Source organism: Micromonospora sp. NBC_01412 (assembly GCF_045040215.1).
GTDB lineage: Bacteria > Actinomycetota > Actinomycetes > Mycobacteriales > Micromonosporaceae > Micromonospora > Micromonospora rubida.
The window spans coordinates 7000542-7025726 of the sequence record NZ_CP109528.1 but is presented as its reverse complement, the minus strand read 5'-3'; the positions used below and the strand labels follow the sequence as shown (position 1 = coordinate 7025726).

Annotated in this window: 23 protein-coding genes and 1 riboswitch; of the genes, 10 read left to right on the top strand and 13 right to left on the bottom strand. The window is 73.7% G+C overall.

Translation table 11 applies throughout. The features are described from left to right. Window positions 1–3: 3 nt before the first annotated feature. Window positions 4–1683 carry a serine/threonine-protein kinase gene (locus OG617_RS30595; RefSeq protein ID WP_405096368.1) on the bottom strand — a complete coding sequence of 560 codons (1680 nt, stop codon included), beginning with the start codon at window positions 1681–1683 and terminating at the stop codon, window positions 4–6. 347 nt (window positions 1684–2030) lie between these two features. On the opposite strand from OG617_RS30595, the gene OG617_RS30590 reads away from it, so the two are divergent. Continuing rightward, on the top strand, window positions 2031–3161 hold the full coding sequence (locus OG617_RS30590) for an N-acetylmuramoyl-L-alanine amidase (protein ID WP_405096367.1): 1131 nt from the start codon (window positions 2031–2033) through the stop codon (window positions 3159–3161). Between the two features lie 106 nt (window positions 3162–3267). On the opposite strand, the gene OG617_RS30585 is transcribed toward OG617_RS30590, so the two are convergent. Then, window positions 3268–5313 carry a HelD family protein gene (locus OG617_RS30585; RefSeq protein WP_405096366.1) on the bottom strand — a complete coding sequence of 682 codons (2046 nt, stop codon included), beginning with the start codon at window positions 5311–5313 and terminating at the stop codon, window positions 3268–3270. A 90-nt stretch (window positions 5314–5403) separates the two neighbouring features. Here OG617_RS30585 and OG617_RS30580 point away from each other — a divergent pair, with 90 nt between their 5' ends. From OG617_RS30580 to OG617_RS30560, 5 genes are all read left to right on the top strand, one after another. Continuing rightward, a complete protein-coding gene (locus OG617_RS30580) occupies window positions 5404–6081 on the top strand; it encodes a TetR/AcrR family transcriptional regulator (RefSeq protein WP_405096365.1) in 678 nt (225 codons plus the stop codon). Between the two features lie 93 nt (window positions 6082–6174). Beyond that, window positions 6175–6286, top strand: a riboswitch (SAM riboswitch). 278 nt (window positions 6287–6564) lie between these two features. Further along, a complete protein-coding gene (locus OG617_RS30575; RefSeq protein WP_405096364.1) occupies window positions 6565–7458 on the top strand; it encodes an ABC transporter substrate-binding protein in 894 nt (297 codons plus the stop codon). 80 nt (window positions 7459–7538) lie between these two features. Beyond that, the gene (locus tag OG617_RS30570; protein ID WP_405096363.1) at window positions 7539–8345 is read left to right on the top strand and encodes an amino acid ABC transporter permease; all 807 of its coding nucleotides are present in this window, start codon (window positions 7539–7541) and stop codon (window positions 8343–8345) included. After that, window positions 8342–9091 (top strand): amino acid ABC transporter ATP-binding protein, encoded by a 750-nt coding sequence (locus OG617_RS30565; protein WP_405096362.1) that lies wholly within the window; start codon window positions 8342–8344, stop codon window positions 9089–9091. Before OG617_RS30570 ends, OG617_RS30565 begins: the two co-directional genes overlap by 4 nt. Window positions 9092–9256: 165 nt before the next feature. Further along, entirely contained in the window at window positions 9257–10651 is a 1395-nt protein-coding gene (locus OG617_RS30560) for an endo-1,4-beta-xylanase (protein ID WP_405096361.1), read from the top strand. Between the two features lie 137 nt (window positions 10652–10788). Here OG617_RS30560 and OG617_RS30555 read toward each other — a convergent pair whose 3' ends face one another. The 8 genes from OG617_RS30555 to OG617_RS30520 form a co-directional block, all read right to left on the bottom strand. Continuing rightward, the gene (locus OG617_RS30555; protein ID WP_405096360.1) at window positions 10789–11598 is read right to left on the bottom strand and encodes a hypothetical protein; all 810 of its coding nucleotides are present in this window, start codon (window positions 11596–11598) and stop codon (window positions 10789–10791) included. Continuing rightward, window positions 11595–12176, bottom strand: a complete 582-nt coding sequence (locus OG617_RS30550; protein ID WP_405096359.1) for an RNA polymerase sigma factor — start codon at window positions 12174–12176, stop codon at window positions 11595–11597. The genes OG617_RS30555 and OG617_RS30550 overlap by 4 nt, the downstream gene beginning before the upstream one ends. A gap of 54 nt (window positions 12177–12230) precedes the next feature. Then, window positions 12231–13337, bottom strand: a complete 1107-nt coding sequence (locus tag OG617_RS30545) for an ABC transporter ATP-binding protein (protein WP_405096358.1) — start codon at window positions 13335–13337, stop codon at window positions 12231–12233. Further along, window positions 13334–14104, bottom strand: coding sequence for an ABC transporter permease (locus tag OG617_RS30540; RefSeq protein ID WP_405096357.1), 771 nt, complete (start codon window positions 14102–14104; stop codon window positions 13334–13336). Before OG617_RS30540 ends, OG617_RS30545 begins: the two co-directional genes overlap by 4 nt. Before the next feature lie 57 nt (window positions 14105–14161). Then, a complete protein-coding gene (modA, locus tag OG617_RS30535) occupies window positions 14162–14965 on the bottom strand; it encodes a molybdate ABC transporter substrate-binding protein (protein ID WP_405096356.1) in 804 nt (267 codons plus the stop codon). Continuing rightward, the gene (locus OG617_RS30530; RefSeq protein WP_405096355.1) at window positions 14962–15384 is read right to left on the bottom strand and encodes a molybdopterin-binding protein; all 423 of its coding nucleotides are present in this window, start codon (window positions 15382–15384) and stop codon (window positions 14962–14964) included. Before OG617_RS30530 ends, modA begins: the two co-directional genes overlap by 4 nt. 224 nt (window positions 15385–15608) lie before the next feature. Then, window positions 15609–16793, bottom strand: coding sequence for an acyl-CoA dehydrogenase family protein (locus OG617_RS30525; RefSeq protein ID WP_405104016.1), 1185 nt, complete (start codon window positions 16791–16793; stop codon window positions 15609–15611). A 126-nt stretch (window positions 16794–16919) separates the two neighbouring features. After that, window positions 16920–17723 (bottom strand): maleylpyruvate isomerase family mycothiol-dependent enzyme, encoded by an 804-nt coding sequence (locus OG617_RS30520; RefSeq protein ID WP_405096354.1) that lies wholly within the window; start codon window positions 17721–17723, stop codon window positions 16920–16922. A 179-nt stretch (window positions 17724–17902) separates the two neighbouring features. Here OG617_RS30520 and OG617_RS30515 point away from each other — a divergent pair, with 179 nt between their 5' ends. Next, entirely contained in the window at window positions 17903–18838 is a 936-nt protein-coding gene (locus OG617_RS30515; RefSeq protein WP_405096353.1) for a hypothetical protein, read from the top strand. 55 nt (window positions 18839–18893) lie between these two features. Here OG617_RS30515 and OG617_RS30510 read toward each other — a convergent pair whose 3' ends face one another. Next, window positions 18894–19445: a carboxymuconolactone decarboxylase family protein gene (locus OG617_RS30510; RefSeq protein WP_405096352.1), complete on the bottom strand. Its 552-nt coding sequence runs from the start codon at window positions 19443–19445 to the stop codon at window positions 18894–18896. 247 nt (window positions 19446–19692) lie between these two features. Here OG617_RS30510 and OG617_RS30505 point away from each other — a divergent pair, with 247 nt between their 5' ends. From OG617_RS30505 to OG617_RS30495, 3 genes are all read left to right on the top strand, one after another. Beyond that, on the top strand, window positions 19693–20847 hold the full coding sequence (locus tag OG617_RS30505) for a M20/M25/M40 family metallo-hydrolase (RefSeq protein ID WP_405096351.1): 1155 nt from the start codon (window positions 19693–19695) through the stop codon (window positions 20845–20847). Window positions 20848–20991: 144 nt separating this feature from the next. Then, window positions 20992–22107 (top strand): glutamate--cysteine ligase, encoded by a 1116-nt coding sequence (locus OG617_RS30500; RefSeq protein ID WP_405096350.1) that lies wholly within the window; start codon window positions 20992–20994, stop codon window positions 22105–22107. Window positions 22108–22254: 147 nt separating this feature from the next. Further along, window positions 22255–22854 (top strand): nitroreductase family protein, encoded by a 600-nt coding sequence (locus OG617_RS30495; protein ID WP_405104015.1) that lies wholly within the window; start codon window positions 22255–22257, stop codon window positions 22852–22854. Window positions 22855–22857: 3 nt separating this feature from the next. On the opposite strand, the gene OG617_RS30490 is transcribed toward OG617_RS30495, so the two are convergent. Beyond that, complete coding sequence (locus OG617_RS30490; RefSeq protein WP_405096349.1) at window positions 22858–24411, bottom strand: NAD(P)-binding domain-containing protein; 1554 nt, start codon at window positions 24409–24411, stop codon at window positions 22858–22860. Between the two features lie 179 nt (window positions 24412–24590). After that, window positions 24591–24905, bottom strand: coding sequence for a hypothetical protein (locus OG617_RS30485; protein WP_405096348.1), 315 nt, complete (start codon window positions 24903–24905; stop codon window positions 24591–24593). Between the last annotated feature and the right edge of the window lie 280 nt (window positions 24906–25185).

The window sequence follows — 25185 nt, the reverse complement described above, 5'->3', positions numbered from 1 at the left end:
CGGTCAGCCCGGCGTGCAGAACGACTGCAGGCTCACGTACGCCGGCCCACCCGACCCGGCCGAGTTGCCCGCGGCGTCGACGGCGGTGACCTGCACCGGGATACGCTCGCTTTCGGCGGGGCGGTCGAACGGGCCGAGAGTGCCCTCGAACACGCCCTTGCCGACCGACGACATGACCACCGTGCCGGACTGCCCGCCAGACGTGTAGCGGAACGACACCCGCAGCCCGTCGGCGCCCGACCGGTCGTCGGTGACCGTCACCGTGACCGGGGTCGACGTCGCCCCGTACGGGCAGCCCCTCGGATCCAGGGTGGTCCACTGGGCACTCGGCACCCCGACCGTGGGGGCGGTGACGTCCCGCGCCGGCGGGGTGCCGGCCGCGGTGGGGGTCGGCGTCGCAGTCCGGGTGGGCCGGCCCGTCGGCGTTGGGGGCCGGGACGTGGGGGCTCCGGTCGTCGGCCCGCCGGTGGTCGGGGCGATGACCGAGGGCGTCGGCGTGACCGGCGGCGGGGTCGGCGTGACCGGCGGCGGCGTGGCGGATCCGGAGGCCGGGTCGACCGGCGCCGGGGCGGCGACCGGGGCGGCGTCGTCCGCCACGGCCACCACGTCGGGCTCGGCGCCGGAGGCGTACCGGTAGCCGACGCCACCGACCAGTACAGCCGCGACCAGGGCACCGCCGAGCAGGGCCGGGCGGGCCCGACCGGTGCGCATCCGTCGACCGGTACGGATCTCCCGACCCGTGCCCAGGTTGCCGTCCGGCACGAGGACCGTGCTGGCCACGCTGGTGCTGCCGCCCGAGGCATCGGAGAACGGGAAGAACGCGGCCAACAGGGCGGCCCGCCGAGCCAGCTCGCGCACCCCACGCTCCTCCCAGTCCGCCCCGTACCCCTCGGCGGCGATCTGCTCCAGGATGCCGAGGAAGACGTGCGCCGGTTGGGGTCGCTCGGCGGGCAGCTTGGCCATCCCCCAGCGCAACAGCTCGTGCACCGGCGGCGGAGCCGGGTCGGTGGGGACCGGCGCGTACGCGTGCTGCTCGCGCAGGGCCAGCAGACTACGGCCGTCGTACGGGGGGTGACCGGTCAGACACTCGAAGAAGGTGGCCGTGGCGGCGTAGATGTCGCAGGCCGGGGACGCCGCCGCGCCCGTCCACTGCTCCGGGGCCATGTAACGGGGCGTGCCGGTCACCGTGGTGGCCGACTCCCGGCCGACCGGCATGGCGATGCCGAAGTCCGCGAGCTTGCTCTCCCCCTCGGCGGTGACCAGCACGTTCTCGGGCTTGTAGTCGCGGTGCACCACGCCCCGCGCGTGCGCGGCGGCGAGCCCGGCGAGGGACCCCTTGAGGACGCGGAGCGCGGCCTCCGGCCCGGTCGGCCCGTTGGCGCGCAGCATCTGCCGTAGCGACACCCCGTTGACCAACTCCATCACGATCGCCGCGCCCCCGGTCGACTCGACGTACTCGTAGAGCCGGGAAACGTGCGGATCGTCGATGTCGGCCAGCAGCCGGGCCTCGGCTCGGAAGGGATCGCGGAAGGCCGGGTCCGCGCCGAGGACGCCGACGAGGTACTTCACGGCGACCGGCGTGCCGGACGCGTCGTGGGTGGCGAGCACCACCCGCCCGGACGCGCCCGAGCCCAGCTCGCGCACCTCGGTGTAGCCGGACACCCGCCAGCTGTTCCCACTCATTGGACGGTCTCCACGGCTCTTCCGGATTTATGCCCGGCACACAGGGACGCCGCTCATTGTGGCGGGCGCTGTCCAGTCCGCCATCGGCGCAACGGTTGCATCCTCCGCGCCGCACGTCGGTGCCTTGCTTGTCGTCCGCTCGGCTTGACTGTGGGTGGTGCCCCACCCCCTAGCGCATCCTAGGAAGCTAGGTGTACGGGTAGGCGGGCTGGCGGGTATCCGTATCGACACCGACTCCCTGCCCGCCACCTCTGGTGTTGCCCGCCAGCTGGAAATATCCTCCACCTCACGCGTTGCCCCTGAAGCTCCTTTTCACCCCGGCCGTCGTCGGCCACAGAGGAGATGTCATGCACTTCGACCACCCCGAGCTGGACCGCCGCACCCTGTTGCGGGCCGGACTCGGCGCGGCGGCTGTCGCCGTCGTCGGCACGGAACTGGCGTTCCCCGTCGCCGCGCAGGCGTCCGAATCGGACGTCGATTGGATCATCAGCTGCGACGAGTGGGGTGCCCGGCCGCCGGCCGGCTCCCTGCCGCTCAGCGCCATCGCCACCAACAAGATCATCGTGCACCACATGGCGTTCCCGAACGTCACCGACTACTCGCGGGACCAGGCCGTGAAACTGGCCCGGGACTGCCAGGACCTGCACATGGACGGCAACGGCTGGTCCGACACCGGCCAGCACTTCACCGTGAGCCGGGGCGGGCACGTGCTGGAGGGCCGGCGCGGCAGCCTCGAGCGGCTGGCCGCCGGCGACCGGCAGGTGATCTCGGCGCACTGCCCCGGGGAGAACGGCCGGGCCATCGGCATCGAGAACGAGGGCACGTACGTCACCGAAACGCCGCCGCAGGAGCTGCTGGACTCGCTGGTCCGGCTCTGCGCCACGGTCGGCCGCCGGTACGGCCTGCACGCCCACGACATCTTCGGGCACTGGGACTTCCGCACCACCGCGTGCCCGGGAGCCGCGTTCTACCGGCAGTTCCCGGAACTGCGCCGGCGGGTCTTCCGCGAGCTGGGCACCAGCATCGGCGACGTGCCGGCCCGCCGCTGGCCGGACCTGTGGCGGTTCGTCAGCTCCCCCACCGTGCGGGTGGTGCAGTACCTGCTCACCCACCACGGCTACGTCGTGCCGGTGAACAACGCGTTCGACGCCGCGACCGTCGCCGCCGTGCAGGACTGGCAGGCCCGCAACGGCATCCCGGTCGACGTCGACGCCACCCTCACGGAGCCGACCTGGGAGACCCTCGCACCCGAGCTGGACAAGAACGCCACCGGCGCCCCGGTCAGCGCCGTGCAGTTCATCCTGAACTCGAAGGGCTACGCCGACGTCACGGTGACCGGCGAGTTCGACCACCCCACCAAGAAGGCCGTCCAGGACATCCAGCGGCTGCATGGCCTGCACCCGAACGGCAAGGTCAGCACCAGCACCTGGTGCGCGCTCGTCGGCGGCGTGGTCCGCCAGTCGTTCCAGGCGGGCTGACCGGCCCACGGTCGTGGTGGGGCGGGTCCGGCCGTGGGCCGGCCCCACCACGCACGCCCGGGTGCCCGTAGGAGGCCGCAGGACACGGGGGCGGCACCTCGGCCGGTCAGCCGCGCAGCGCCGCCGGCAGGGGCCGGTGGTGGACGATGTCCAGTCGGGACACCGCCCTGGTCAGGGCCACGTACAGCCGGTGCGGGCCGCGCGCCTCGGCGGCCACGATGTCCGCCGGTTCGACCAGCACCACGTGGTCGTACTCCAGGCCCTTGGCCAGGGTCACGGGCAGCAGGGTGACCCGGGCCGACGGATCCACCTCGTCCACCCCGGCGGCCGGGACGCCGGCGGCGCGCAGCGGGCCGGCGAGCCGCGCGACGGCCGCGTCGACGCCGATGACCGCGACCGAGCCCGCGTACCCGAGCGCGTCCCGGACCGCGTCGAGGACGCCGGCGACCAGGTCGTCGGCGTGATGTACGCGCAGGTGGCCGTCGGCGCGGACGGACCGGGTCGGCGGCACGTCCACGCCGAGCGTCCCGAGCAGCCGGTTGGCCGGCGCCAGCACCGCGCCGGGCACCCGGAATCCCGCGGTCAGCGGCACGACCCGGGCCGTGGGCCGGCCCAGGTGGGTCAGCTGGTCGGGCCAGCTCCGCGCCGCCCACGGCGTCGTGCCCTGGGCCAGGTCGCCGAGCACGGTGAGGGAGCCGTGGACGCTGCGGCGGGCGAGGGCGCGGCACTGCATCGGCGAGAGGTCCTGCGCCTCGTCGACGATGACGTGGCCGTATCCGGGGGGATGCTCGATCAGCCCGGCGACCTCGTCGAGCAGGACGAGGTCGGCCGCGGACCAGCGGGCGGTCCGGGCGCCGCGCGGGCGGGTCCAGCGGACGGCGTTCTGCTCGTCGGCGGTGAGCGTCCCGTCGGCCGCCTCGGCGAGCGCATCCGGGTCACCGAGCAGCCTCGCGAGCAGCTCCTCGGGGCGCACGGCGGGCCAGGCCCGGTCGAGGAGGTCGCGGACCGGGGCGCAGCGGCCCACCCGCCGCGCCCAGGCGGCGCCGGACAGCTCCACGCGTCGCTCGGCCTGTCGTTGCAGCAGGCCCACGACCCGGGACCGCAGCCGCTCCCGGCCGATCCCGTAGGGCGGGGACTCCCGCCGGATCTCGGCGACCAGTCCGGCGACGGCCCCGGCGGGCAACCGCCAGCGGTAGGACCCGTCGGGCACGGTGAGCGCCTCGGCGGGTACGCGAAGGCGTCCGTACAGCGCCCGGTCGAGCACGGCGGCCATCCGGATGTCCTGCTTGACGGCGGCTGCGGCATCGTCGACGACGACGGTGGCCGCGATCGGGTGCCGGGCCAGGAGGTCCTCCAGGGTCCGCTGGTCGACGTCGACCTCGCCGAGCGCGGGCAGCACGGCCGAGACGTACCGCAGGAAGGCCGGGTTCGGGCCGATCACCAGCACCCCGGTGCGGCCGAGCTGCCGCCGGTGGGTGTAGAGCAGCCAGGCGGCGCGGTGCAGCCCCACGGCGGTCTTGCCGGTGCCGGGCGCGCCCTGGACGCAGACGGACGTGTCGAGGTCGGCGCGGACCAGCTCGTCCTGTTCGGGCTGGATGGTGGCGACGATGTCGCGCATCGGGCCGATCCGGGGACGCTCGATCTCCGCCGCCACGAGCCGGCTGCCGCCGCCGAGTTCCTCCCCCCGGTCGAGGTGCTCGTCCTCGAACCCGGTCAGCCGGGCCGGGGCCAGCGGGGTGGAGCTCCACCCGTACCGGCGGCGGACCGCGACGCCGAGATGGTCCCGGGCGGTGGCCCGGTAGAAGGTGCGCGACACCGGCGCCCGCCAGTCGATGACGAGCGGGTGGCCGGCCTCGTCGGTGATGTGGCGGCGGCCGAGATGGTAGCGCTGGCCGGCGTGCTCGCCCGCCTCGGCGGCGACGCCGAACCGGAGGCGGCCGAAGTAGGGCGGGGCGTCCGGCTCCTCGGCGAGTTCCTTGGCGTGGGTCCGCAGCATCCGGCCGAGGGTCTCGGCGGTCCACCGGTCGCCGGCCACGTCCGCGCCGGTGGCCACCCGGTGCCGGGCGGTGTCGCGCATCCGGTCGAGCGCGGCGCGGGTCGCGGCAAGGTGCGCCTGCTCCCGCGCGAGTTCCCGGTCTACCCGGTCGTCCATGGCAACCTCCGATGAAATAACTTAACCGGGTTAACACTCTAACTCAGTTATGAAATTGACCTGGTATCGGTCGCTGATAGCCTGGTCCGCGTGACCGGAGAGCAGGGACTGCGCGAACGCAAGCGGCAGCGCACCCACGACGCGATCTCGGCGGCGGCGATCTCGCTGTTCGTCGAGCGAGGCTTCGACCGGGTGTCGGTCGCCGAGGTGGCCGCGGCGGCGGAGGTCTCCAAGCCGACGCTGTTCAAGTACTTCGCCACGAAGGAGGACCTGGTCCTGCACCGGATCGCCGACCACCGGGGCGAGTCGGCCCGGGTGGTGCGCGGCCGACACCCGGGCGAGGCGCCGCTCGCCGCGCTACGCCGGCACTTCCTCGACGGGCTGGACCGCCACGACCCGGTCACCGGTCTCAACGACGACCCGCGGGTGTTGGCGTACCACGGGATGGTCTTCTCGACCCCGAGCCTCGCCGCCCGGCTGGCCGGGCACGCCGCCGCCGAGGAGGCGGCGCTGGCCGATGCCCTCGACGACGCCGCCGGCACGCGCCGCGACGAGCGGGGACGGCCGGTGGCCGGGGCCCGGCCCGACGGGCTGACCGGCCGGCTCGCGGCGGCACAGATCGTCGCGGCGCAGCGGGTGCTCGCGCGGGACAACTGGCGCCGTCTCACCGAGGGGCGCACCGCCGCGCGGGCACACCCGGAGGCGGTCGCCGCCGCCGACCACGCCTTCACGCTGCTCGGCGCCGGCCTGGCCCCGTACCGGGGCTGAACCTCGGCGAGGGCCGTGTCCGACGTGGCGCCGGAGTGAGCGTGGTCATAACGACTGGACGCCCGGCCCGGTGCCGTTGCTAGGCTCCCCCCAGGTCATGAGCGCCAGCGTCAAGCCCCGGCTCGCTGGCCGGCAACCCTCCTCCGCGGTGGGGTGCCCCGGGTGAAGACCAGGCACCGGAGTGTCACCGGTGCAAGCGTGGCCTGGTCCCCAGGTCAACACCGACCTTGGAGAACCATGTCTGCTCGTCCTTGCGTCCTGCTCGGTGCCGCCCGCTCGGCACCGGCCGCGTCACCATCCCGCCCCGCGCTGATCAGGCGCCGGCACGTGGACCTGATGCGGGTGTGCAGCGACGGCTGTCGCCGTCACGCGGCGCGCTGAGCGCCTCCCCTCTTCCGTAGCAGCCCCTTCCGCGGTGCCCCACCGGCGTGCCGCGTCCGACGGTGTGCCGTCCGCACGCCGCCCTCATCCCAGGAGACACCTGTGCGATTCCTCCCTGCCCTGACCAGGTTCGCCGCGCTGGGCGTCGCGGCCGTCGTCGGCGCCGCCGCCCTCACCGCCTGCGGCGACGACACCTCGGCCGCCGCCGAGAACCCGTACGGCCTGGTCCAGCCCGGCGTGCTGCGGGCCGGCACCCTCACCGACGCGCCGCCGAACGTGTACCTGAAGGACGGAAAGTTCACCGGCTTCGACAACGACCTGCTCACCGCGGTCGCGGAGAAGATCGGCCTGAGGGTGGAGTTCGTCGGCACCGACTTCTCCGCGCTGCTGTCGCAGGTCAACAACCGCAAGTTCGACGTGGGCAGTTCCTCGATCACCATCACCGAGGCGCGGAAGAAGACCGTCGACTTCGGCAACGGCTACGACTTCGGCTACTTCGGGCTGGACGTCCCGGCCGGTTCCCCGATCACCGGGTTCGACCAGCTCGCCGGCAAGCGGGTGGTGGTCGTGCAGGGCACCGTGCAGGACGACTACGCCACCGGCCAGAAACTGGACCCGGTGCGGGTGCCGGACTACAACGGCGCGCTCAACCAGCTCAGGGCCGGCACCGCCGACGCCTGGATCGCCCCGGCCGAGATCGGCGAGAAGTCCGCCGCCGACAGCGGCGGGAAGATCACGGTGGCCGCGAAGCAGCTCAGCCCCACCCCGACCGCGTACGCGGTGGCCAAGGGCAACGACGCGCTGCGCGCGGCGCTGGACAAGGGCCTCGACGAGGTCATCGCCGACGGCACCTGGAGCCGGTTGCAGGAGCAGTACTACCCGGGCCGGCCGGTCCCGGCGGACTTCAAGCCGGGCAGCGGCTCGGTGCCGGTGCCGGGCGCATCGGCGGCGGCCCCGTCCGGGTCTGCCGCGCCGTCGCCGTCGGCGTCGTCCTGAGTACGCGGGCGTGACGGCACGGGCGACGCCGGGCCGACGGTACAGATGACCAGCGAGCGGGGCGGACGGGAAGACGACTGATGGATCCACTGAGCACCCTGTGGGAGACCTTCTTCGACTGGGACTCCATGCGTGCGGCGCTGCCCGAGATGCTGACCGTCGGGCTGCCCAACACGCTGATCCTGGCGGTCTCGGCCGCCCTGCTCGGCTCGCTGCTGGGCATGCTGCTGGCGGTCGCGGGCATCTCGCGTACCCGGTGGTTGCGCTGGCCGGCGCGGGTGTACACGGACGTCTTCCGCGGCCTGCCGGCGGCGGCGACGATCCTGCTCATCGGCGTCGGCCTGGCACCGCTGGGCATGCAGGTGTGGGGGCCGAACCCGTACCCGCTGGGCATCCTGGCGCTGTCGCTGATCGCGGCGGCGTACATCGGGGAGATCTTCCGGGCCGGCATCCAGAGCGTGGAGGCCGCCCAGCTGGAGGGGGCCCGGGCGCTGGGGTTCTCCTGGGGCGAGGCGATGCGGCTGGTGATCATCCCGCAGGGGGTCCGCCGGGTGCTGCCGGCCTGGGTGAACCAGCTCATCGCCCTGATCAAGGACTCCAGCCTGGTCTACTTCCTCGGCCTGGTGGCCAGCCAGCGGGAGCTGTTCCGGATCGGGCAGGACCACGCGGCGACCACCGGCAACGAGTCGGCGCTGCTGCTGGCGGGCCTGCTCTACCTGACGCTGACCGTGCCGCTGACCCACGCGGTGAACTGGATCGACCGGCGGCTGCGGCAGGGCCGGCCGGCCACGGCGGCCGAGGACGACGGCGCGCTGGCGCTCGCCGGGCAGAACGCGCTGCCCGGCGACGCCGCCGCCCGCGCGAGCACGGGAAAGGACGAGCGATGAGCACCGCGACCGGCACGACGACCCCGGTGAGCCTGAGCGTGCGGGACGTGCACCTCGCCTTCGGCGCCAACCGGGTGCTGCGCGGCGCGAGCCTGGACGTCGGCCGGGGCGGCACGGCCTGCGTCATCGGGCCGTCCGGGTCGGGCAAGTCCACCCTGCTGCGTACGATCAACCGGCTCATCGAGCCGGACCGCGGGGACGTGCTGCTGGACGGACGCAGCGTGCTGGGCGACGACCCGGACGCGCTGCGCCAGCGGGTCGGCATGGTGTTCCAGCAGTTCAACCTCTTCCCGCACATGACGGTGCTGCGCAACATCACCCTGGCGCTGCGCCGGCTCAAGCGGCTCGGCGAAGACGAGGCCGCGCAGGTGGCCCGCGCCCAGTTGGAGCGGGTCGGCCTGGCCGGGCGGGCCGACGCCCGGCCGGCGCACCTGTCCGGCGGGCAGCAGCAGCGGGTGGCGATCGCCCGGGCGCTGGCGTTGCAGCCGCAGGTGATGCTCTTCGACGAGGCGACCTCGGCCCTGGACCCGGAGCTGGTCAAGGGGGTGCTGGGCATCATGGCGGAGTTGTCGGCGGGCGGCATGACCATGGTGGTGGTGACCCACGAGATGGGCTTCGCCCGCGAGGTCGCCGACACCGTGGCGTTCATGGACGGCGGGGTGGTGCTGGAGGCCGGCGAGCCGGCGGCGATCTTCGAGCGTCCCGAGCACCCCCGGCTGCGCCGCTTCCTGGCCCAGGTGCTCTGACCGGACCGCCCCGCCGGCAGGGTTCCGAAACTTTCGGCGTCGTTGGCCACGTATGACCGGCAAATGTCGGACTAGAGCTTTCCGAAACTTCTCGATAACCTGTATCGAAAGTCGCTGATGTCGTCGGCCGCGCGACGACTTCGATCCCCCGGAGGGCAGTCAGGCATGAGCAGCTCAGCAGTACGCGACCGCGGAAGCGCCAGGGTTCGACCGGGCCGACGCGCGGCGCTGATCTCCGCCACCGTCGGCACGGTGGCCGCCGGCACGGTGCTGGCCCTGGCCACCGCGGCCAGCGCCGGCACCACCCTCGCCACCTCGGCGGCCGAGAAGGGCCGCTACTTCGGCACCGCGGTGGCGGCGAACAAGCTGTCGGATTCCACGTACGTCGGGATCCTGAACCGCGAGTTCAACATGGTCACCCCCGAGAACGAGATGAAGTGGGACGCCACCGAGCCGTCCCAGGGCCAGTTCAACTACACCAGCGCCGACCGCATCGTCAGCCACGCCCAGGCCAACGGCATGCGGGTCCGGGGCCACGCGCTGGCCTGGCACTCCCAGCAGCCCGGCTGGGCGCAGAACCTCAGCGGCAGCGCGCTGCGCTCGGCGATGGTCAACCACGTCACCCAGGTCGCCACCCACTACCAGGGAAAGATCCACTCCTGGGACGTGGTCAACGAGGCCTTCGCCGACGGCGGCAACGGCGCCCGGCGCGACTCGAACCTCCAGCGCACCGGCAACGACTGGATCGAGGTGGCGTTCCGCGCCGCCCGCACCGCCGACCCGGGCGCGAAGCTCTGCTACAACGACTACAACACGGACGGGCAGAACGCGAAGTCCAACGCGGTGTACGCGATGGTCTCCGACTTCAAGGCCCGGGGCGTGCCGATCGACTGCGTCGGATTCCAGTCGCACTTCAACAGCGCGTCCCCGGTGCCCGGCGACTACCAGGCGAACCTGCAACGGTTCGCCAACCTCGGCCTCGACGTGCAGATCACCGAGCTGGACATCGAGGGCTCCGGCACAGCTCAGGCCACCTCGTACGCGACCGTCGTCAAGGCGTGCCTGGCGGTGTCCCGCTGCACCGGCATCTCGGTGTGGGGCATCCGGGACACCGACTCCTGGCGGGCCAGCGGCACCCCGCTGCTGTTCGACGGCAACGGCAACAAGAAGGCCGCGTACACCGCGACGCTGGACGCGCTGAACGGCGGCACCACCCCGCCCACCACCGTCCCGCCGACCACCACTCCCCCGACCACCCCGCCGCCCGGCGCGGGCTGCACGGCGTCGCTGTCCCTGCAGACCTGGACCGGGGGCTTCGTGGCGACGGTGCGGGTGACCGCCGGCTCGTCCGGCACCAACGGCTGGGCGGCCACCGTCACGCTGCCGGCGGGCACGGCGGTCACCAACGCGTGGAACGCGCAGAACAGCGGCACCACCGGAACGGTCCGGTTCACCAACGTCGGCTACAACGGCCGGCTCACCGCCGGGCAGTCGACCGAGTTCGGCTTCCAGGGCGCCGGCACCCCGCCGTCGGGCACCCCCTCCTGCACCGCGAGCTGACCCCGCGTCCGGCCCGCCGTCGAGGCGTACCCTCCTCGGCGGGCCGGAGCCACGCCGGGGCCCGGCGTGGCAACCGGGGGCAGGACGCCCCGCTCCCCCACCGGTGAGGTCCCCCGGTCCTGCGTTGGGCCCGGCGGCTACCGGGTCCAACGTTCCGCAGGTCGGCAGTCCGTACCGGCCGGACCGTAGATGACCTCACCGGATGGGGTCGCGTAGCAGTGGTCGAACCGGTCCGACGGGCGGAACAGCGGGCGGCGATCCAGCTCGCCGCCAGCGGCGTCGTAGCTGACCAGCTCGGCCCTCCCGGTCACGGGTCTGGCGTGGGTGACCAGCCCGAACGCGCCCCGGGAGATCCGGGCGGTGGTGGTCCGCCCGTCGCCGTGGTCGAGCACCAGCCGGTGCACCCGGGCGCTGACCCGGCCGCTGACCGCGACGTCCCCACCTCTGGGCTCCGAGGACGTGAGCAGGAGCCGCTGCACCGGGCCGGGCAGCCAGTCCGACCGGGGCCACCGCTCGTGGCTCGACCCGCCGCTCGGCTCCCCACCGCCCTGCCGGGTCACCTCGCAGGTGAGGTATCCGGCATCGGACATGAACAGCACCATCGCCCGGTCGCCACGCTCCACGGCGACGGCGAGGTCGTCGAGGGTCAACGACGAATCCCCGCCCTTCGTCCAGGTCAGACACTGCCGGGCGGCCCGCAGCAGGCTCCCCGAGAGCTCCGCCCGGCCCATCGCGAGCACCTGCGCGCCGCCGGCGCCGGGTTCCCCCTCCAGGGTGGCCGCCACCCCCACCCCGGCCAGCAGCACCGCCACCGTGGCGGCGGCGAGCCGGAGGCGGACGGATCGGGTGGGCCGCCCCCGCAGGGTCTGGTGCAGGTCGGCGCGCATCCGGGCGGCGCGGGCCGGCGGCAGGTCCCGCTCGGCCGGCGGGTCAAGGATGTCGTTCATGATCTCCCCTCCGGGAATTCGGTGGCGGTCAGGCGGGCCAGCCGGCCGCGCGCCCGGCTCACCCGGGACCGCACGGCGGCCTCGGTGACGCCCAGGACTGCTGCGGCCTCCGGGTACGGGACGCCGGCCCACAGGCACAGCGCGACGGCCTCCCGTTCCGCTCTCGGCAGTCGGCGGACGAGGGCCCGCAGGCGGGTCATCCGCCGCTCGTCGTCGAGGCGGGCGGCGACCTCGTCGGCCGGGTCGTCGGCGGTGTGGCGGTCGGGCGGCACCCGGCGCAGCAGCGCCAGCCACCGTCGGGCGGACCGCCACTCGGTGCGCACGGTGTTGGTGGTGACGACCAGCAGCCAGGGCAGGGTGGAGCCGTCGACGATCCTGGCGTCGCCGCGCCGCCGCCACGCGGTGAGGAACGCCGTCTGGGTGACGTCCTCGGCCGTGGACCAGGAGCCGGTCAGCCGGAAGGCGTGGTTGTAGACGGCGCGGTGGTGCCGATCGAAGAGCAGCCCGAACGCGCTCTCGTCACCGGCGGCGACCGCCGCCCAGAGGTCGGAGTCGGTGGGCCGTACCTGAGTCGTCACAACCCACTATGGCCGGCCGGCGCGTTCCTGTTGCATGTCCGCGTCAGCGGCAGGTCAGTGCCCCACCGGGTACGCGCGGGTCTCGGCGGCCTTGACCGCCGCCCACACCGCCCGGCCCGGGACCAGCCGCAGCTGCGCGGCGGCGGCCGGGGTGACGTCGGCGGCGACGGACAGCGGCCCGTCGAGCTGGACGCGCAGGTTGTCGCCGTGCCGCTGCACCCCGGCGACGGTGGCCGGCCAGGTGTTGCGGGGGCTGCCGTCGGGCCGGGCGGGGTGCAGGGCGACGGCGGCCGGCGGGAACGCCACGAACGCCTCGCCGGCCACGCTGTCGGCGGCGGTGAGGGTCAGCCCGCCGACCCGGACCCGGTGGCCGTCGGCGTGGCCCCGGTGCAGGTTCAGCCCGACCAGGCGGGCGACGTAGTCGGTGCGGGGGCGGGCGGTGACGGTGGCCGCGTCGCCGGTCTGGACGACCCGCCCGCCCTCCACGATGACCAGCCGGTCGGCGAGCACCAGCGCGTCGAGGGGGTCGTGGGTGACCAGCACGGTCGCGCCCGGGTGGGCGGCGAGGTGGCGGTGCAGCTCGGCGCGGGTGTCCAGGCGGGTGCGGGCGTCAAGTGCGGCGAGCGGCTCGTCGAGCAGCAGCAGGGTGGGATCGACGGCGAGGGCGCGGGCCAGCGCGACCCGCTGCGCCTGCCCGCCGGAGAGCTGCCGGGGCCGGCGCCGGGCGTGCTCGGTGAGGCCGACCCGGGCCAGCCAGGCGTCGGCGACGGCCCGGGCGGCCCGCCGGTCGGCGCCGCGCCGGCGCGGGCCGAAGGCGACGTTGTCCCGGGCGCTCAGGTGCGGGAAGAGCAGGTAGTCCTGGAAGACGACGCCGACCGGACGGCGCTCCGGCGGGGTCCACGCCCGGCGGTCGGGTCGGTCGAGGTCGACCCCCGCGAGGGTGAGGTGGCCGGCGGTCAGCGGGTGCAGGCCGGCCAGGACGCGCAGCGCGGTGGTCTTGCCGGCGCCGTTGGGGCCGAGCAGTGCCACGACCTCCCCGGCACCTACCCGCAGGGCGACGTCGAGGTGGAAGCCGCCCCGGTCGGCGACGAGGTGGGCGTCCAGCAGCGGCGGGACGGGGTCGCCGGTGCCCGGCCCACCGGGCGGCGCGGCGGCGGTCACGGGCCGGCCGTCCACTTGTCGCGCAGCCCGGCGAGGATGGCCACGGAGACGGTGAGCAGGACGAGGCTGAGCACGATCGCGGCCTCCAGGTCGGTCTCCAGGGCCAGGTACACGGCCAGGGGCATCGTCTGGGTGCGGCCCGGGAAGTTGCCGGCGAAGGTGATGGTGGCGCCGAACTCGCCGAGGGCGCGGGCCCAGCACAGCATCGCCCCGGCGGCCACGCCGGGGGCGACCAGCGGCAGGGTGACGTGCGTGAAGGTGGTCCACCGGCCGGCCCCGAGGGTGGCGGCGGCCTCCTCGTACCGGACGTCGGCGCCGCGCAGCGCGCCCTCGACGGCGATGACCAGGAACGGCATGGCCACGAACGCCTCGGCCAGCACGACCCCGGCGGTGGTGAACGGCAGGGTGATCCCGAAGGTGGCGTCGAGCCAGCCGCCGAGCAGGCCCCGCCGCCCGAAGACCAGCAGCAGGGCGACGCCGCCGACCACCGGCGGCAGCACCAGCGGCACGGTGACCAGCGCCCGGACCAGCCGCCGGCCGGGGAACTCCACCCGGGCCAGCAGCCACGCCAGGGGTACGCCGAGGACGACGCAGACCAGCGTGGCGACCGTGGCGGTGAGCAGGGACAGCCGCAGTGCCGTGAGCACCCCCGGCGCGGCCAGCCGCTGCGGCAGGGTGGCCCACGGAACGCGGGCGAGCAGCCCAGCGAGGGGCAGCACGAGGAAGATCAGCCCGAGCCCGGCCGGGACGAACAGGGCGACGGGCATCCGCCGCCCGGGGACGCGGCGGCGCGGTGTCGCCGAGTGGGCTCGTAGCACCGCAGGTCAGGCCCGTGGGGGCTGGAACCCGGCGGCGGTCAGCGCGGCGCGGCCCCGGTCGGACCGCACGTACGCGACGAACTCCCGGGCGGCGGCCGGGTTGCCGGCCTGCCGGAGCACGACGATCGGGTAGTCGTTGACGGCCTCGGCGGACTCGGGGAACTCCACGGCGTCCACCTCGGACGCGGCGGCGGCGTCGGTGCGGTAGACCAGCGCGGCGTCGACCTCGCCGAGGCGCAGCTTGGACAGCGCGCCCTTGACGTCCTGTTCGAGGGTGACCGGGGTGAGCGGCACGCCGGCGGCGTCGAGGGCGGTGCGGGCCGCCGCCCCGCAGGGCACCTGCGTGGCGCACAGCGCGACCTTCGTCCCGGGTCGGGTCAGGTCGGCGAGCCCGGCCACCGACCGCGGGTTGCCCTTCGGCACGGCGATGACGAGCTGGTTGCGGGCGAAGGTGACCGGGGAGCCGTCGGCGTTGCCGGCGTCGGTGACCGTGCGCATGGTGGCCGGGGACGCGGCGGCGAACACGTCGGCGGGTGCGCCCTGGTTGACCTGGGTGGCCAGGGCGGAGCTGCCGGCGAAGCTGAAGGTGACGGTCGTGCCCGGGTGAGCGGCCTCGAACTCGGCGCCCAGCCGGGTGAACGACTCGGTCAGCGACGCCGCCGCGAAGACGGTGACCGGGCCGTGCACCCCGTCGCCGCCTGCGGACGGGTCGGACCCGCCGGCACAGCCGGGGACGGCGAGGGCCAGGGCGACCGCCCCGGCCAGCGCGGCGCGGGTCCAACGGGTCCCGGGGTTCCCGCGTGCGGTCACGGGCCGGTCCTTCCTCGCGGGGGGTGCGGGGCCGGCCGTTCCACCACGACCGTGGTCGACTTGATCACCGCGACGGCGACCGAGCCGACCTGGAGGCCCAGGTCGTCGACCGCCTCGCGGCTCATCAGCGACACGATCCGGAACGGCCCGGCCTGGATGTCGACCTGGGCCATCACGGCATCCTTGACCACGGCGGTGACGATGCCACGCAGCCGGTTGCGGGCCGACGACAGCTCGGCGTGCTCCTCGGGCGCGGCGGCCGCGGCGCGGACGAACGCGGCCAGGTCGGCGCCGCCGACCACCCGGTGGCCGTGCTCGTCGCGGGGGGCGGCGAGGCGGCCGGCGTCGACCCAGCGCCGCACCGTGTCGGCGCTGACGCCGAGCAGTTCAGCCGCCTCGCCGATCCGGAAGTCCGTCACGGGGGCACTCTACCGTGCCGCCGATGCGGCCCATAAGGCCGCCATCGGCTCGCATCCACGATGCCAAGGGTGGCGTCCAGCTCGCAGTTGCGCATCCAGTGGCGGGGCCGGATCGTACACCTCACCTGGTCAGCTCGGGGGCGACGGGGCGGGGGAGGTCGGGCCGGACCGCCGCGAGGGCCCTCCCACCATGGCGGTGGAAGGGCCCTCGCGGCGCGGCGGCGTCACAGGTAGAGGGTGTTGGGCTCCAGCCCGCACAGCACCCGGCCGTACAACTCGGTGTTGACGTCGGGGACGACGAGGCCGTGCAGGGCGGCCGAGGTCAGGTCCCGCACGATGCGCTGGATCGGCACGTCGTTGTAGACGGAGGTTCCGCCGCTGGCCATCTGGAAGATGTCGGCGACCTCCCGGGCCAGCCGGGCCGCCTCGCCCTGGTCGGCGCGCACCCGGACCCGCTCCTCGACGGTCCACGCCTCGCCGCTGAACGCCTTGTGGTCGACGACCTCGGCGATCCGGCGGGCGTGGAACACCGCCTGGTCAATCTTGTGGGCGGCGGAGCCGACCCGCAGGTGGGTCAGCGGGGCCTCGGCCTGACTCGGGTAGTCGGTGTAGATGATCTTCCGGTCGGGCAGCCGTTCGAAGAAGCTGTCCCAGGCCGCCTTGGCCATGCCGGCGAGCATGCCGGCGCCGGAGACGGCGGCGACCAGAGTGGCCGGGGTGGAGTAGATCGGGATGTTGCGGTTGGTGGCGGACAGCGTGTCCGGGCCGAGTGCGGCCCCCAGCGGGATGACCCGCTCGGCCGGGAGGAAGACGTCGGTGGCCACCGTGGTGATGCTGCCGGAGCCGCGCAGCCCGGTGGTGTGCCAGTCGTCGACCAACTCCATGTCCGACATCGGAACCATGGTCATGACCGGCTCCGGCTCGGCGCCGTCGCGCAGGATCACGGCCGCGGCCTCCATCCAGTGCGCGTGGTGCGCGCCGCTGACGAACGGCCACCGGCCGTTGAGGAGGTAGCCGCCCTCGACCGGGACCATCGTGCCCTTGGGGGCGTTGGTCCCGCAGACCCGCACGTCCGGGGTCGAGAACACCTCGTCCTGCACCTCGTCGGGGAACATGCAGACCAGGTAGGTGGGGATCCAGTTGACCATCGCCACCCAGGCCGCGGAGCCGTCGATGCGGCCCAGCGCCGTGCCGACCTCGACCAGGGTGGCGCCGTCACACTCGTAGCCGCCGTACCGCTTGGGCACCCGCATCCGGAAGATGCCCGCCTCGGCCATCGCCTCGACCGTCGCCTCGTGCAGGCGCCGGTTCTCCTCCGACCACGCGATGTTCTCCCGGATCACCGGCTCGGCCTTGGCGACCCGGCGGAGGATCTCCTCACGCGTAGGGGTCTCAGTGATCGTCACGATTTCCTCCTTGAAGGCTCTCCGGTCCGTGGACCGTGTCCACCCCACCGTCGCACCGCCCGCCGCGCCGTACTTCTTCCGTATTGCGCGGTGCGCCCGACGGGTCGGGGACGCCGGCCACGGGTCCGGTCAGGACGGCATCCGCATGGTCCGCAGGAAGACGGGCAGCAACCAGGGCCGCCGCCCGCCGACGGACAGCTTGCGGGCGAGCACCGCGCGCACCCGGTGCACCCGCCCGAACAGCATCAGGGTGAAGGTGGCCGGGTCGAAGGAGAGCCGGACGTCCGGGCGGGGGTCCGGCGGTTCAACCGACACCCGTCCGTCGACCAGGGCCAGGGTCACCTCCGGGCCGAAGCGGTGCCGGAAGTTCACCGAGATCCGTCCCGGGCGCGCCGGGGCGTCGCGGTCCAGCAGCCGGCCGTAGCTGCGGCGGGTCATGTCGACCAGGAACAGGTCCACGAAGAGCGCGGCGTCGGCGGGGTCGACGATCCAGCGCCTCCCGAGCGCCCGGGCGATGTCCCAGGAGTGGATGTTCAGCTCGTTGAGCAGGTGGGCCAGCAGTCCAGTGACCGGCAGCCGGGCCCCGCCCAGCCAGGACACCTCGTGCTCCGGCCCGGTCTCCCCGACCGCCCGCAGCACCTCCTCGACGTCGGCGCGCAACCGGTCGGCCAGGACCGGCAGGCGCCGCTCGGTGAAATGCCGCAGCACCTCGGCGTTCATCACCGAGATGGTGTCGACGGTGGTACGGCGGCGCAGGTCGAGCAGGCCGGGCACCGGAAGGTCGGGCGGGGCACCCCGGACGAGGGACAGGCCCATCGCGGCGACGCCGCACAGGTGGGCCATGGTGTCGGCCACCGTCCAGTGTGCGGTGGCGGCCCGGTCGGGCGGGGCGTCCTCGACGAGGTCGAGCAGCCGCCCCAGGACGACGGGCACGGAGGTTCGGACGCGGCGCCACTGATTCGGGGTGACCGACATAAATCCACTATGGACGACGCCCCGGGCCTGGCACTTGTTCCAGGTTGCCGTCCTGCCGCCACGGCTGCCGTCGGGGCCGCCGCGAATTCGGCAATACCGAAGAAGCCAACGGGCGGAACCGTCCCCACAATCCATCCATGACTGTCACCGGAAGCGGGCGCGCGATCCACGTCGCCGCGCACACCCGCCCGCAGGCGCGCGGGCGGATCGTCCTGGGCGGTGTCGCGGCGGGAGTCCTGCTCGCGGTGCTGTGGTCGTACGAGTTCGTCGACCACGTGATCGGCGACAACGTCGCCAACACCCTGCTGGGCCACGACGCGAAGACCACCGCCATCGGCGGCACCATCGCGGGCCTGGTGTTCGCGTTCGTCTCCGGCCTGGCCGGCACGTTCACGGCGTGCAACATCGCCATGGCCGCCGCGGTCGGCCCGATGAGCCAGGCCGGCGGCGCCGGGGCCACCCGGGCCGGGCTGCGTGGCCTGCTGCGGCCGGTCGGCTGGCTCACCGTGGGGATGGTGGCGGTCTCCGCGGTGTACGGCTTCGTCGGCGTGCTGCTCGGCGACCGGCTGCCGCAGCTGTCCACCGACACCGTCGGCGGGCTGCCGGTGCGCCTGATCCAGTCGATGGTCGTCTTCGGCGTGATCGGGCTCGCCTTCGTCTACCTCGGGCTGGCCGCGCTCGGCACGTTGCCCGACCCGTTCGCGCACCGCCCGGTCGCCCGGGTCGTGGTGCTCGGCGCGCTGGTCGGCGGGTTCCTCATCGGCCGGCCGTACCCGCTGTTCAACAAGCTGTTCCACTGGGCGGTGGACACCGGAAACCCGCTCTACGGCGCGGGTGCGTTCGTGCTCCAGTCGCTGGGCAACATCGCCATCGTCGCCGCGCTGTTCGCGCTGATCATCGTGGCCACCCGGGGCCGGTTCATCCAGTGGCTGGCCGGCAGCCCCACCCGCACCGCCGCGGTGACCGGGGCGCTGCTGATCGCGCTGGGCGTGTTCATGGTCGTCTACTGGGACGTGCGGCTGCCCGCCATGTTCGACTACGGCTGGTTCCCCACCATGCCGTACAACGCGTGATAGCACCCCGCCGTGCCGGCGGACGCGTCCCCGCGCCCGCCGGTGCCCGCTCCGGTCAGGCCGAGCCGACGTACCCGCCGATCTTGATCCGCTGTGCGGTCTCCTCGTAGGCGACCGGGTCCTCCGGCAGCCGGGTGCCGAGCCCGTCGACGTAGCGGTTGAACATGCAGAACGCGCCGGCGATCAGCACCGCGTCGTGGATCTCCAGATCGGTGGCGCCCTCGGCGCGGGCCGCGTCGACCAGCTCCACGCTCACCTTCTGCCCGCTCTCCTGCACCGCCCCCGCGATCCGCAGCAGGCCGCGCAGCTTCGGCGACACCTCGGCCGCGTCCAGGTCCGCCCGGACCTGCCGCACCAGCGGCATGCCGCCGTCGAGTTGGGCGGCGGCGAACGCGGAGTGCGACGAGCAGCAGAACGTGCAGTCGTTGAGCCCGGAGACGTACGCCGCGATCAGCTCCCGCTCCCCGGCCGTGAGGGTCGGGTGCGGCGCGTGCAGCAGCGCCTCGGCCAGCGCGTTGAGCGCAACGGCGGTCTCCGGCCGGTAGCGCATGAGCCCGGTGATCCCCGGGTATTCAGCCTCGTCCAGACCCAGATCGATGTGTGCCACATGTTCTCCTCGGCGTGACAGGCCGCGGCCGACGGCTACGCGGTCCTGCTGCGCATGGTGCCGGCCCGGCGGCCCGTCCGCTTCTTCCAGCGTGCCCGTTCGGGCCGGCGACGCGGGCCGCGATCTCTCCCAGCGTGCCGCCCCCAGAGCCGGCACCTGGGCCGACACGGAGCGCCACGAGCAGGGCACGGACGCGTATTGCCGCTGCGTACGGGGCGCTGCCACGATCGGGTCCATGGTCGACACAATGGACATACGGCAGGGGGCCCTGGCACAGGCCGGGGCCATGGTGGACCGACTTCGCCAACTCGTGCACCAGGAATCCCCACCCGGGGAGATACGTCATCTGCACGCCTGCGCCGACCTGCTGGAGAGCTGGATCAGCCCGGTGCTGGGCCGCCCCGCCGTGCGGGTGATGCGCGACGGGCTGCCGCACCTGCTCTGGCCGGCCGAGGACCAGCGGGTGCTGCTGCTCGGGCACTACGACACGGTGTGGTCGGAGGGGACCGTGCAGGACTGGCCCTTCGCGCTCTCCGACGGCATCGCCACCGGCCCCGGGGTGTGCGACATGAAGGCCGGCATCGTCCAGATGGTCACCGCCCTGTCGCTGCTGCCCGACACCTCCCGGGTGGGGGTGCTGCTGACCTGCGACGAGGAGAGCGGATCGCCGACGTCCCGGCCGCTGATCGAGCAGCAGGCCCGGCGGTCGCGGGCGGTGCTGGTGGGCGAGCCGTCCACGGAGACGGGCGCGGTCAAGGTCGCCCGCAAGGGCGGCTCGAAGTACGAGATCACCGTACGGGGCCGGGCCGCGCACGCGGGCGTGGAGCCGCACCGGGGGGTGAACGCGGCCGTGGAGCTGGCCCACCAGGTCCTGGCCGTGCGGGCGTTCGCCGCCGAGGGCACCAGCGTCACGCCGACGGTGCTCAGCGCGGGCAGCATCAGCAACCAGGTGCCCGAGTCGGCGACGTTCTGCGTCGACGTGCGTGCCTGGACCCGGGAGGAGCTCGACCGGGTGGACCGGTTGATCCGCGCGATGACCCCCTGGCTGCCCGACGCCGCGCTCGTGGTGGGCGGCGGGATCAACCGGTACCCGCTGCAGGAGGCGGTGGCGACGCCGCTGCTGGAGATCGCCCGGCGGGCGGGCCGGGAACTGGGCCTGCCGCCGCTGGAGGCCGCGCACGCCGCCGGGGCGTCCGACGCGAACTTCACCGGGTCGCTGGGCGTGGCCACCCTGGACGGCCTGGGCGGGGTGGGTGGCGGGTCACACGCCCGCACCGAGTGGGTGGACGTCACCCAGATGCCCGACCGCGCCGCCCTGCTCGCCGCGACGGTCGCCGGCGTGCTCACGCAGCCGCGCCGGGGCCACGTCGCCGCGGGCCGGGGCGTCCCCGCACGCCTCTGACGCGCGTCGCTGCTCCCAGGGGCGGGCTTCCCGTCCATAATGGTGCGTCGAGACGGCGCGCCGCCCGGTTTCCGCGCCGCTGCCCATCCGCCGGCGGTCCACGTCCGTGGCCGCCGGCGCAGCGAGCGGGAGGACGACCGCCCCATGACCCCCACCACGCGTCAGCCCGCGCCGCCACGCTTCGGGGTGGAGGAGGAGTTCCTGGTCGTCGACGCCGTCACCCGCGCCCCGGCGCCCCGGGCCGCCGACGTCGTCGGGGCGGCGTCCGCGCTGCTCGGGGAGCGGGTCTCCGGGGAGATCACCACCCTGCAGATGGAGACCCGCACCGACGCCTGCGACACGCTCGGCGAGCTGGCCGCCCAGCTCGCCGAGGCCCGCAAGGTCATCGCGGACTGCGCGCGGACGGCCGGGCTGCGGGTAGTGGCCACCGGCACCGCCCCCGTCGCCGGGGCGGTGCCGCCGCCGATGACCGTCGGCCCGCGCCAGAGCAGGGGCAACGAGACGTACCGGGGCCTGCACGACGAGCTGGCGCTGTGCGCGCTGCACGTGCACGTGGAGATGCCGAGCCGGCAACGGGCGGTGCTGGTCGGCAACCACCTGCGGCCGTACCTGCCGCTGCTGCTCACCCTCACCGCGAACTCGCCGTACTGGGACGGGCGCGACTCCGGGTACGCGAGCTGGCGCACCACCGTCTGGGGGCGGTGGCCGGTGGCCGGTCCGCCTCCGGTGTTCGACTCGGCGGAGCACTACGACGAGGTGGTGCAGCGGCTGCTGGACACCGGCGCCCTCGTCGACCGGGCCACCATCTTCTGGGACGTGCGCCCCTCGGAGCGGCACCCGACCCTGGAGGTCCGGGTCGCCGACTCCGCCGTCACCGCCGAGGACTCGGCGCGGTACGCGGCGCTGGTGCGGGCGCTGGTGGTGCACCTGTCGGCCGCGGTGGAGGCCGGCGAGCCAGCCCCGGACGTCGCCGGCGAGCTGCTGCGGGCGGCCTACTGGCGGGCGGCCCGCGACGGCCTGGACGGCGAGGGCGTGGACCCGCGCACGGGCCGGTTGCGGCCCGCGACGGCGCTGGCCCGCGACCTGCTGGACATGGTGGAGCCGGTGCTGCGCGCCCACGGCGAGCACGACCTCGTCGCGGGATGGCTGGAGCGGCTGGGAGCCGACGGCACCGGGGCGCGGCACCAGCGGTCGGTGGCCCGCCGGGGCGGGACGCTCGCCGACGTCGTCGACCACCTGGCGGAGCAGACCGCGGGCTGACCCCGACCGGCGATCTGGGCAATTCCGCGCAACCAGCGGCGGGTGCCGTGAGTAATGCTGGAGAGGCCCCTGACCTGCCGATGGAGGCTTTCCGTGAACCAGATCGCGACCACCCCGTTCCACCTGGACAGGCTGGAACCCATGCTGATGAACCGCACCGCCCGGGCGTTCGCCGACCAGATGGCGGCCCGCCGGTCGGTGCGACAATTCTCGGCCGAACCCGTGCCGCTGGACGTCGTCGAGGAGGCCGTACGGGCCGCCGCGACGGCGCCCAGCGGCGCCAACCTGCAACCCTGGCGCTTCGTGGTGGTCACCGACGCTGAACGCAGGCGCCGATTGCGGGAGGCCGCCGAGGCCGAGGAGGTCGAGTTCTACACCCGACGCGCCTCGGCCGACTGGCTGAATGCGGTGGCCCCGATGGGCACCGACTGGCAGAAGCCGTTCCTGGAGACCGCCCCGGTGGTCATCGTCGTGTTCGAGGTCCACCAGGGCCCGCACACCCCGAAGCCCTACTACGTCAAGGAGTCGGTCGGCATCGCCGTCGGCGTGCTGATCACCGCCCTACACCTGTCCGGGCTGGCCACGCTCACCCACACCCCCAGCCCGATGCGGTTCCTCAACGAGATCTGCGAGCGCCCGGCCGAGGAGCGCGCCTGCGTGGTGATGCCGGTCGGCTACCCGGCCGAGGGGGTCACCGTCCCGGAGCTGACCCGCAAGCCGCTGTCGGAGGTCATGGTCCGCCGGTAGGCGTCACCGCCCCAGATCCGCGGCGAAGAAGTCGAGCAGGGGCTGCACGTGCCGGTCCGGCCGGCGCCACTCGGCCAGCAGGTCCTCCAGCAGGTGCAGCTCCTCGACCAGTTCCCCGCCCCGGTAACGGCGCACCACCGGGTGGATGAAGGCGCTCTCGGCGGCCCGGTCGGGCTGCGGATGCCGCTCGACGGCGAACACGTCGACGTACGCGTCGCGGCCCCAGCGCAGCGAGAACGTGTAGTAGTGGCTCTCGCCGCCGAACCGCTCCACCGCGTGGTCCTCGGGCAGGTCCTGGTAGTGGCGGGCCCCGCCGGCGCCGGGGTCGACGACGATGACGTCGCAGAGGAACTCGAACTGGGTCCACAGCGCCGAGCTCCAGTTGACCCGGTCCAGCACCACCCCGGTGAGCGTCTCGGCGTCGGCCTCCACCTTCTCGTACGGCAGCGGCGCGCCCTCGTACCGCTCGCGCAGCAGGGCGGTGAGCGTCCGCAGGTTGTAGCGGAACCCGTCGATGAAGGCCGAGGACGCCTTCTTGAAGTCGCGGTCCTGGGCGAGCGTGCCGGCGAAGTACAGCCCGTCGACGTCGACCGACTGCCAGTCGGTCCGGGTGGCCGGGAGCCGCCCGCTGGGCACCCTCGCCGGGCGGCAGTTCTCGGCGAACATCGAGGTGTCCATGGCGAAGCCGGTGCAGCGCAGCACGGTCTCGTACTCCATGACAGCCGTCTCGCCGTCGGCGTGGGTGTAGGTCAGGTGCACCTCGTACTTGTCACCCACCGGGCGGATCTCGTCGATGACGCAGTCGAGCACCGCGTGCAGGGTCTTGAACTGGTAGCTGTCCAGGACGGCGCCGTGGTGGCCCCGCACGTCGCCGGGGTGCTTGGTGTTCCAGGCCAGCCGCATCGGCCGAGGGCTGGCCAGGTGGATCATGGCGGCGTGCCCGAGGATCGCCGAGGCGGTCTCGAAGCCGGAGTTGCCCTTGCCGAGGATGAGCACCCGCTGGCCGGCGTAGTCGGCCGGGTCGGTGCTCATGTCCTCGTAGCCGACCGCGTGCTCGATGCCGCGCACGTCGGGGACGTTCGGGGGCCCCCAGCCGGCGGCCACCACGACGCAGTCGGCGTGCAGCAGCCGGCCACCGGCCCGCACGAGGAAGCCGTCGTCGGTCTTCTCGACCCGTTCGACGGTGGTGTCGTAGCGGATGGCCAGCCGGTGGTGCTGGGCGAAGTCGCCCAGGTAACGGACCAGGTCGTCCGCGGAGGGGAAGTACTCGCGGCTGTAGTCGGAGAACGGCAGGTCGGCCGGCTCGTGCAGCAACGAGTTCCAGTCCCAGCGCAGCCGAATCTCCGGGTCGGTGCTCGTCGTGTGCACCTTGTTCAGGGAGATCAGCCGGCGGTGCCGGGGGAACCGGCGGAAGAACTCGCCGGGGCTGGCCGTGCGTTCCAGCGTCAGGTAGTCGCTGCCGGCCTGCTGGAGGTAGTAACTCAGCTGTAGGCCGGCCGGACCTGCGCCGATGATCAGGTAACGGTGGTGCTCGGTGCCATCTGGCAGTTCGGTCATGGGTGCTCCCGCGTCGAGTACCCAAAACCATTGATGATAAATGCACTTAAGTCAATACATATCCGGGTTGGAGCGTGGACCCGAAGGGCCGAGGTGCGACCCCGGCCGGGGTTCCGCTCCGGTGCCGACCGCCCCCGACGGGCGGACCCCAGGGGCGGTCGGGCGACCCGGGCGGCGACTCAGGCCGGCTGGGCGGCCGGCTCGCGGTGGCCGCTGACCTGCGCAGCCGGCATCGGGCCGCCACGGGCGGTTCCGGTCATCTCGTCGCCGTCGACCGTCACGTCGAAGACCAGGTCCATCCGCATCGGCCTCTTGATGGACTGGTACCACGACAGGCGGTTGCCCTCCAGCTGGAGGTCGTTCAGCGTGAGCGTCTCCTTCTCACCACGCGAGATTCCCTGTAGGACACCGTCCTTGCTGAACAGTTCCAGCTCAGTACGGCGGGTGCCGAACGGGGTGGCCACGGCCACCTTCCAGAATCCCTCGACAGACACGGCGGCTTCCTCTCTTCCCGGGGTCCCGGGCAGGGTGGTCCCCGAAGACAGCGCGCCCGGGCGGCGCCGCAACCCACGCTAGCCACCGCGCGGTCCATAGACAGTCGCCATATTGCCGTCTTCGGCCCCCGGGTGGACACAGCGGGTCAAGACGACGAGATTGACCTAAAGGGATCCGGCGCGTCAAACCGTCCGCTAAACGCGAACCAAACGGCGAGATGCTGGGAAAACCTCGGGAGCAATGTGAAAGAAGCGTAGTCCGGGGCCACCGTCGCACGAT

Bases quoted from the DNA above. Each gene is read 5' to 3' on its own strand.
- OG617_RS30595 (WP_405096368.1), bottom strand. From the start codon at position 1,683: ATGAGTGGGAACAGCTGGCGGGTGTCCGGCTACACCGAGGTGCGCGAG.
- OG617_RS30590 (WP_405096367.1), top strand. From the start codon at position 2,031: ATGCACTTCGACCACCCCGAGCTGGACCGCCGCACCCTGTTGCGGGCC.
- OG617_RS30585 (WP_405096366.1), bottom strand. From the start codon at position 5,313: ATGGACGACCGGGTAGACCGGGAACTCGCGCGGGAGCAGGCGCACCTT.
- OG617_RS30570 (WP_405096363.1), top strand. From the start codon at position 7,539: ATGGATCCACTGAGCACCCTGTGGGAGACCTTCTTCGACTGGGACTCC.
- OG617_RS30565 (WP_405096362.1), top strand. From the start codon at position 8,342: ATGAGCACCGCGACCGGCACGACGACCCCGGTGAGCCTGAGCGTGCGG.
- OG617_RS30560 (WP_405096361.1), top strand. From the start codon at position 9,257: ATGAGCAGCTCAGCAGTACGCGACCGCGGAAGCGCCAGGGTTCGACCG.
- OG617_RS30555 (WP_405096360.1), bottom strand. From the start codon at position 11,598: ATGAACGACATCCTTGACCCGCCGGCCGAGCGGGACCTGCCGCCGGCC.
- OG617_RS30540 (WP_405096357.1), bottom strand. From the start codon at position 14,104: ATGCCCGTCGCCCTGTTCGTCCCGGCCGGGCTCGGGCTGATCTTCCTC.
- OG617_RS30515 (WP_405096353.1), top strand. From the start codon at position 17,903: ATGACTGTCACCGGAAGCGGGCGCGCGATCCACGTCGCCGCGCACACC.
- OG617_RS30505 (WP_405096351.1), top strand. From the start codon at position 19,693: ATGGACATACGGCAGGGGGCCCTGGCACAGGCCGGGGCCATGGTGGAC.
- OG617_RS30500 (WP_405096350.1), top strand. From the start codon at position 20,992: ATGACCCCCACCACGCGTCAGCCCGCGCCGCCACGCTTCGGGGTGGAG.
- OG617_RS30495 (WP_405104015.1), top strand. From the start codon at position 22,255: ATGAACCGCACCGCCCGGGCGTTCGCCGACCAGATGGCGGCCCGCCGG.
- OG617_RS30490 (WP_405096349.1), bottom strand. From the start codon at position 24,411: ATGACCGAACTGCCAGATGGCACCGAGCACCACCGTTACCTGATCATC.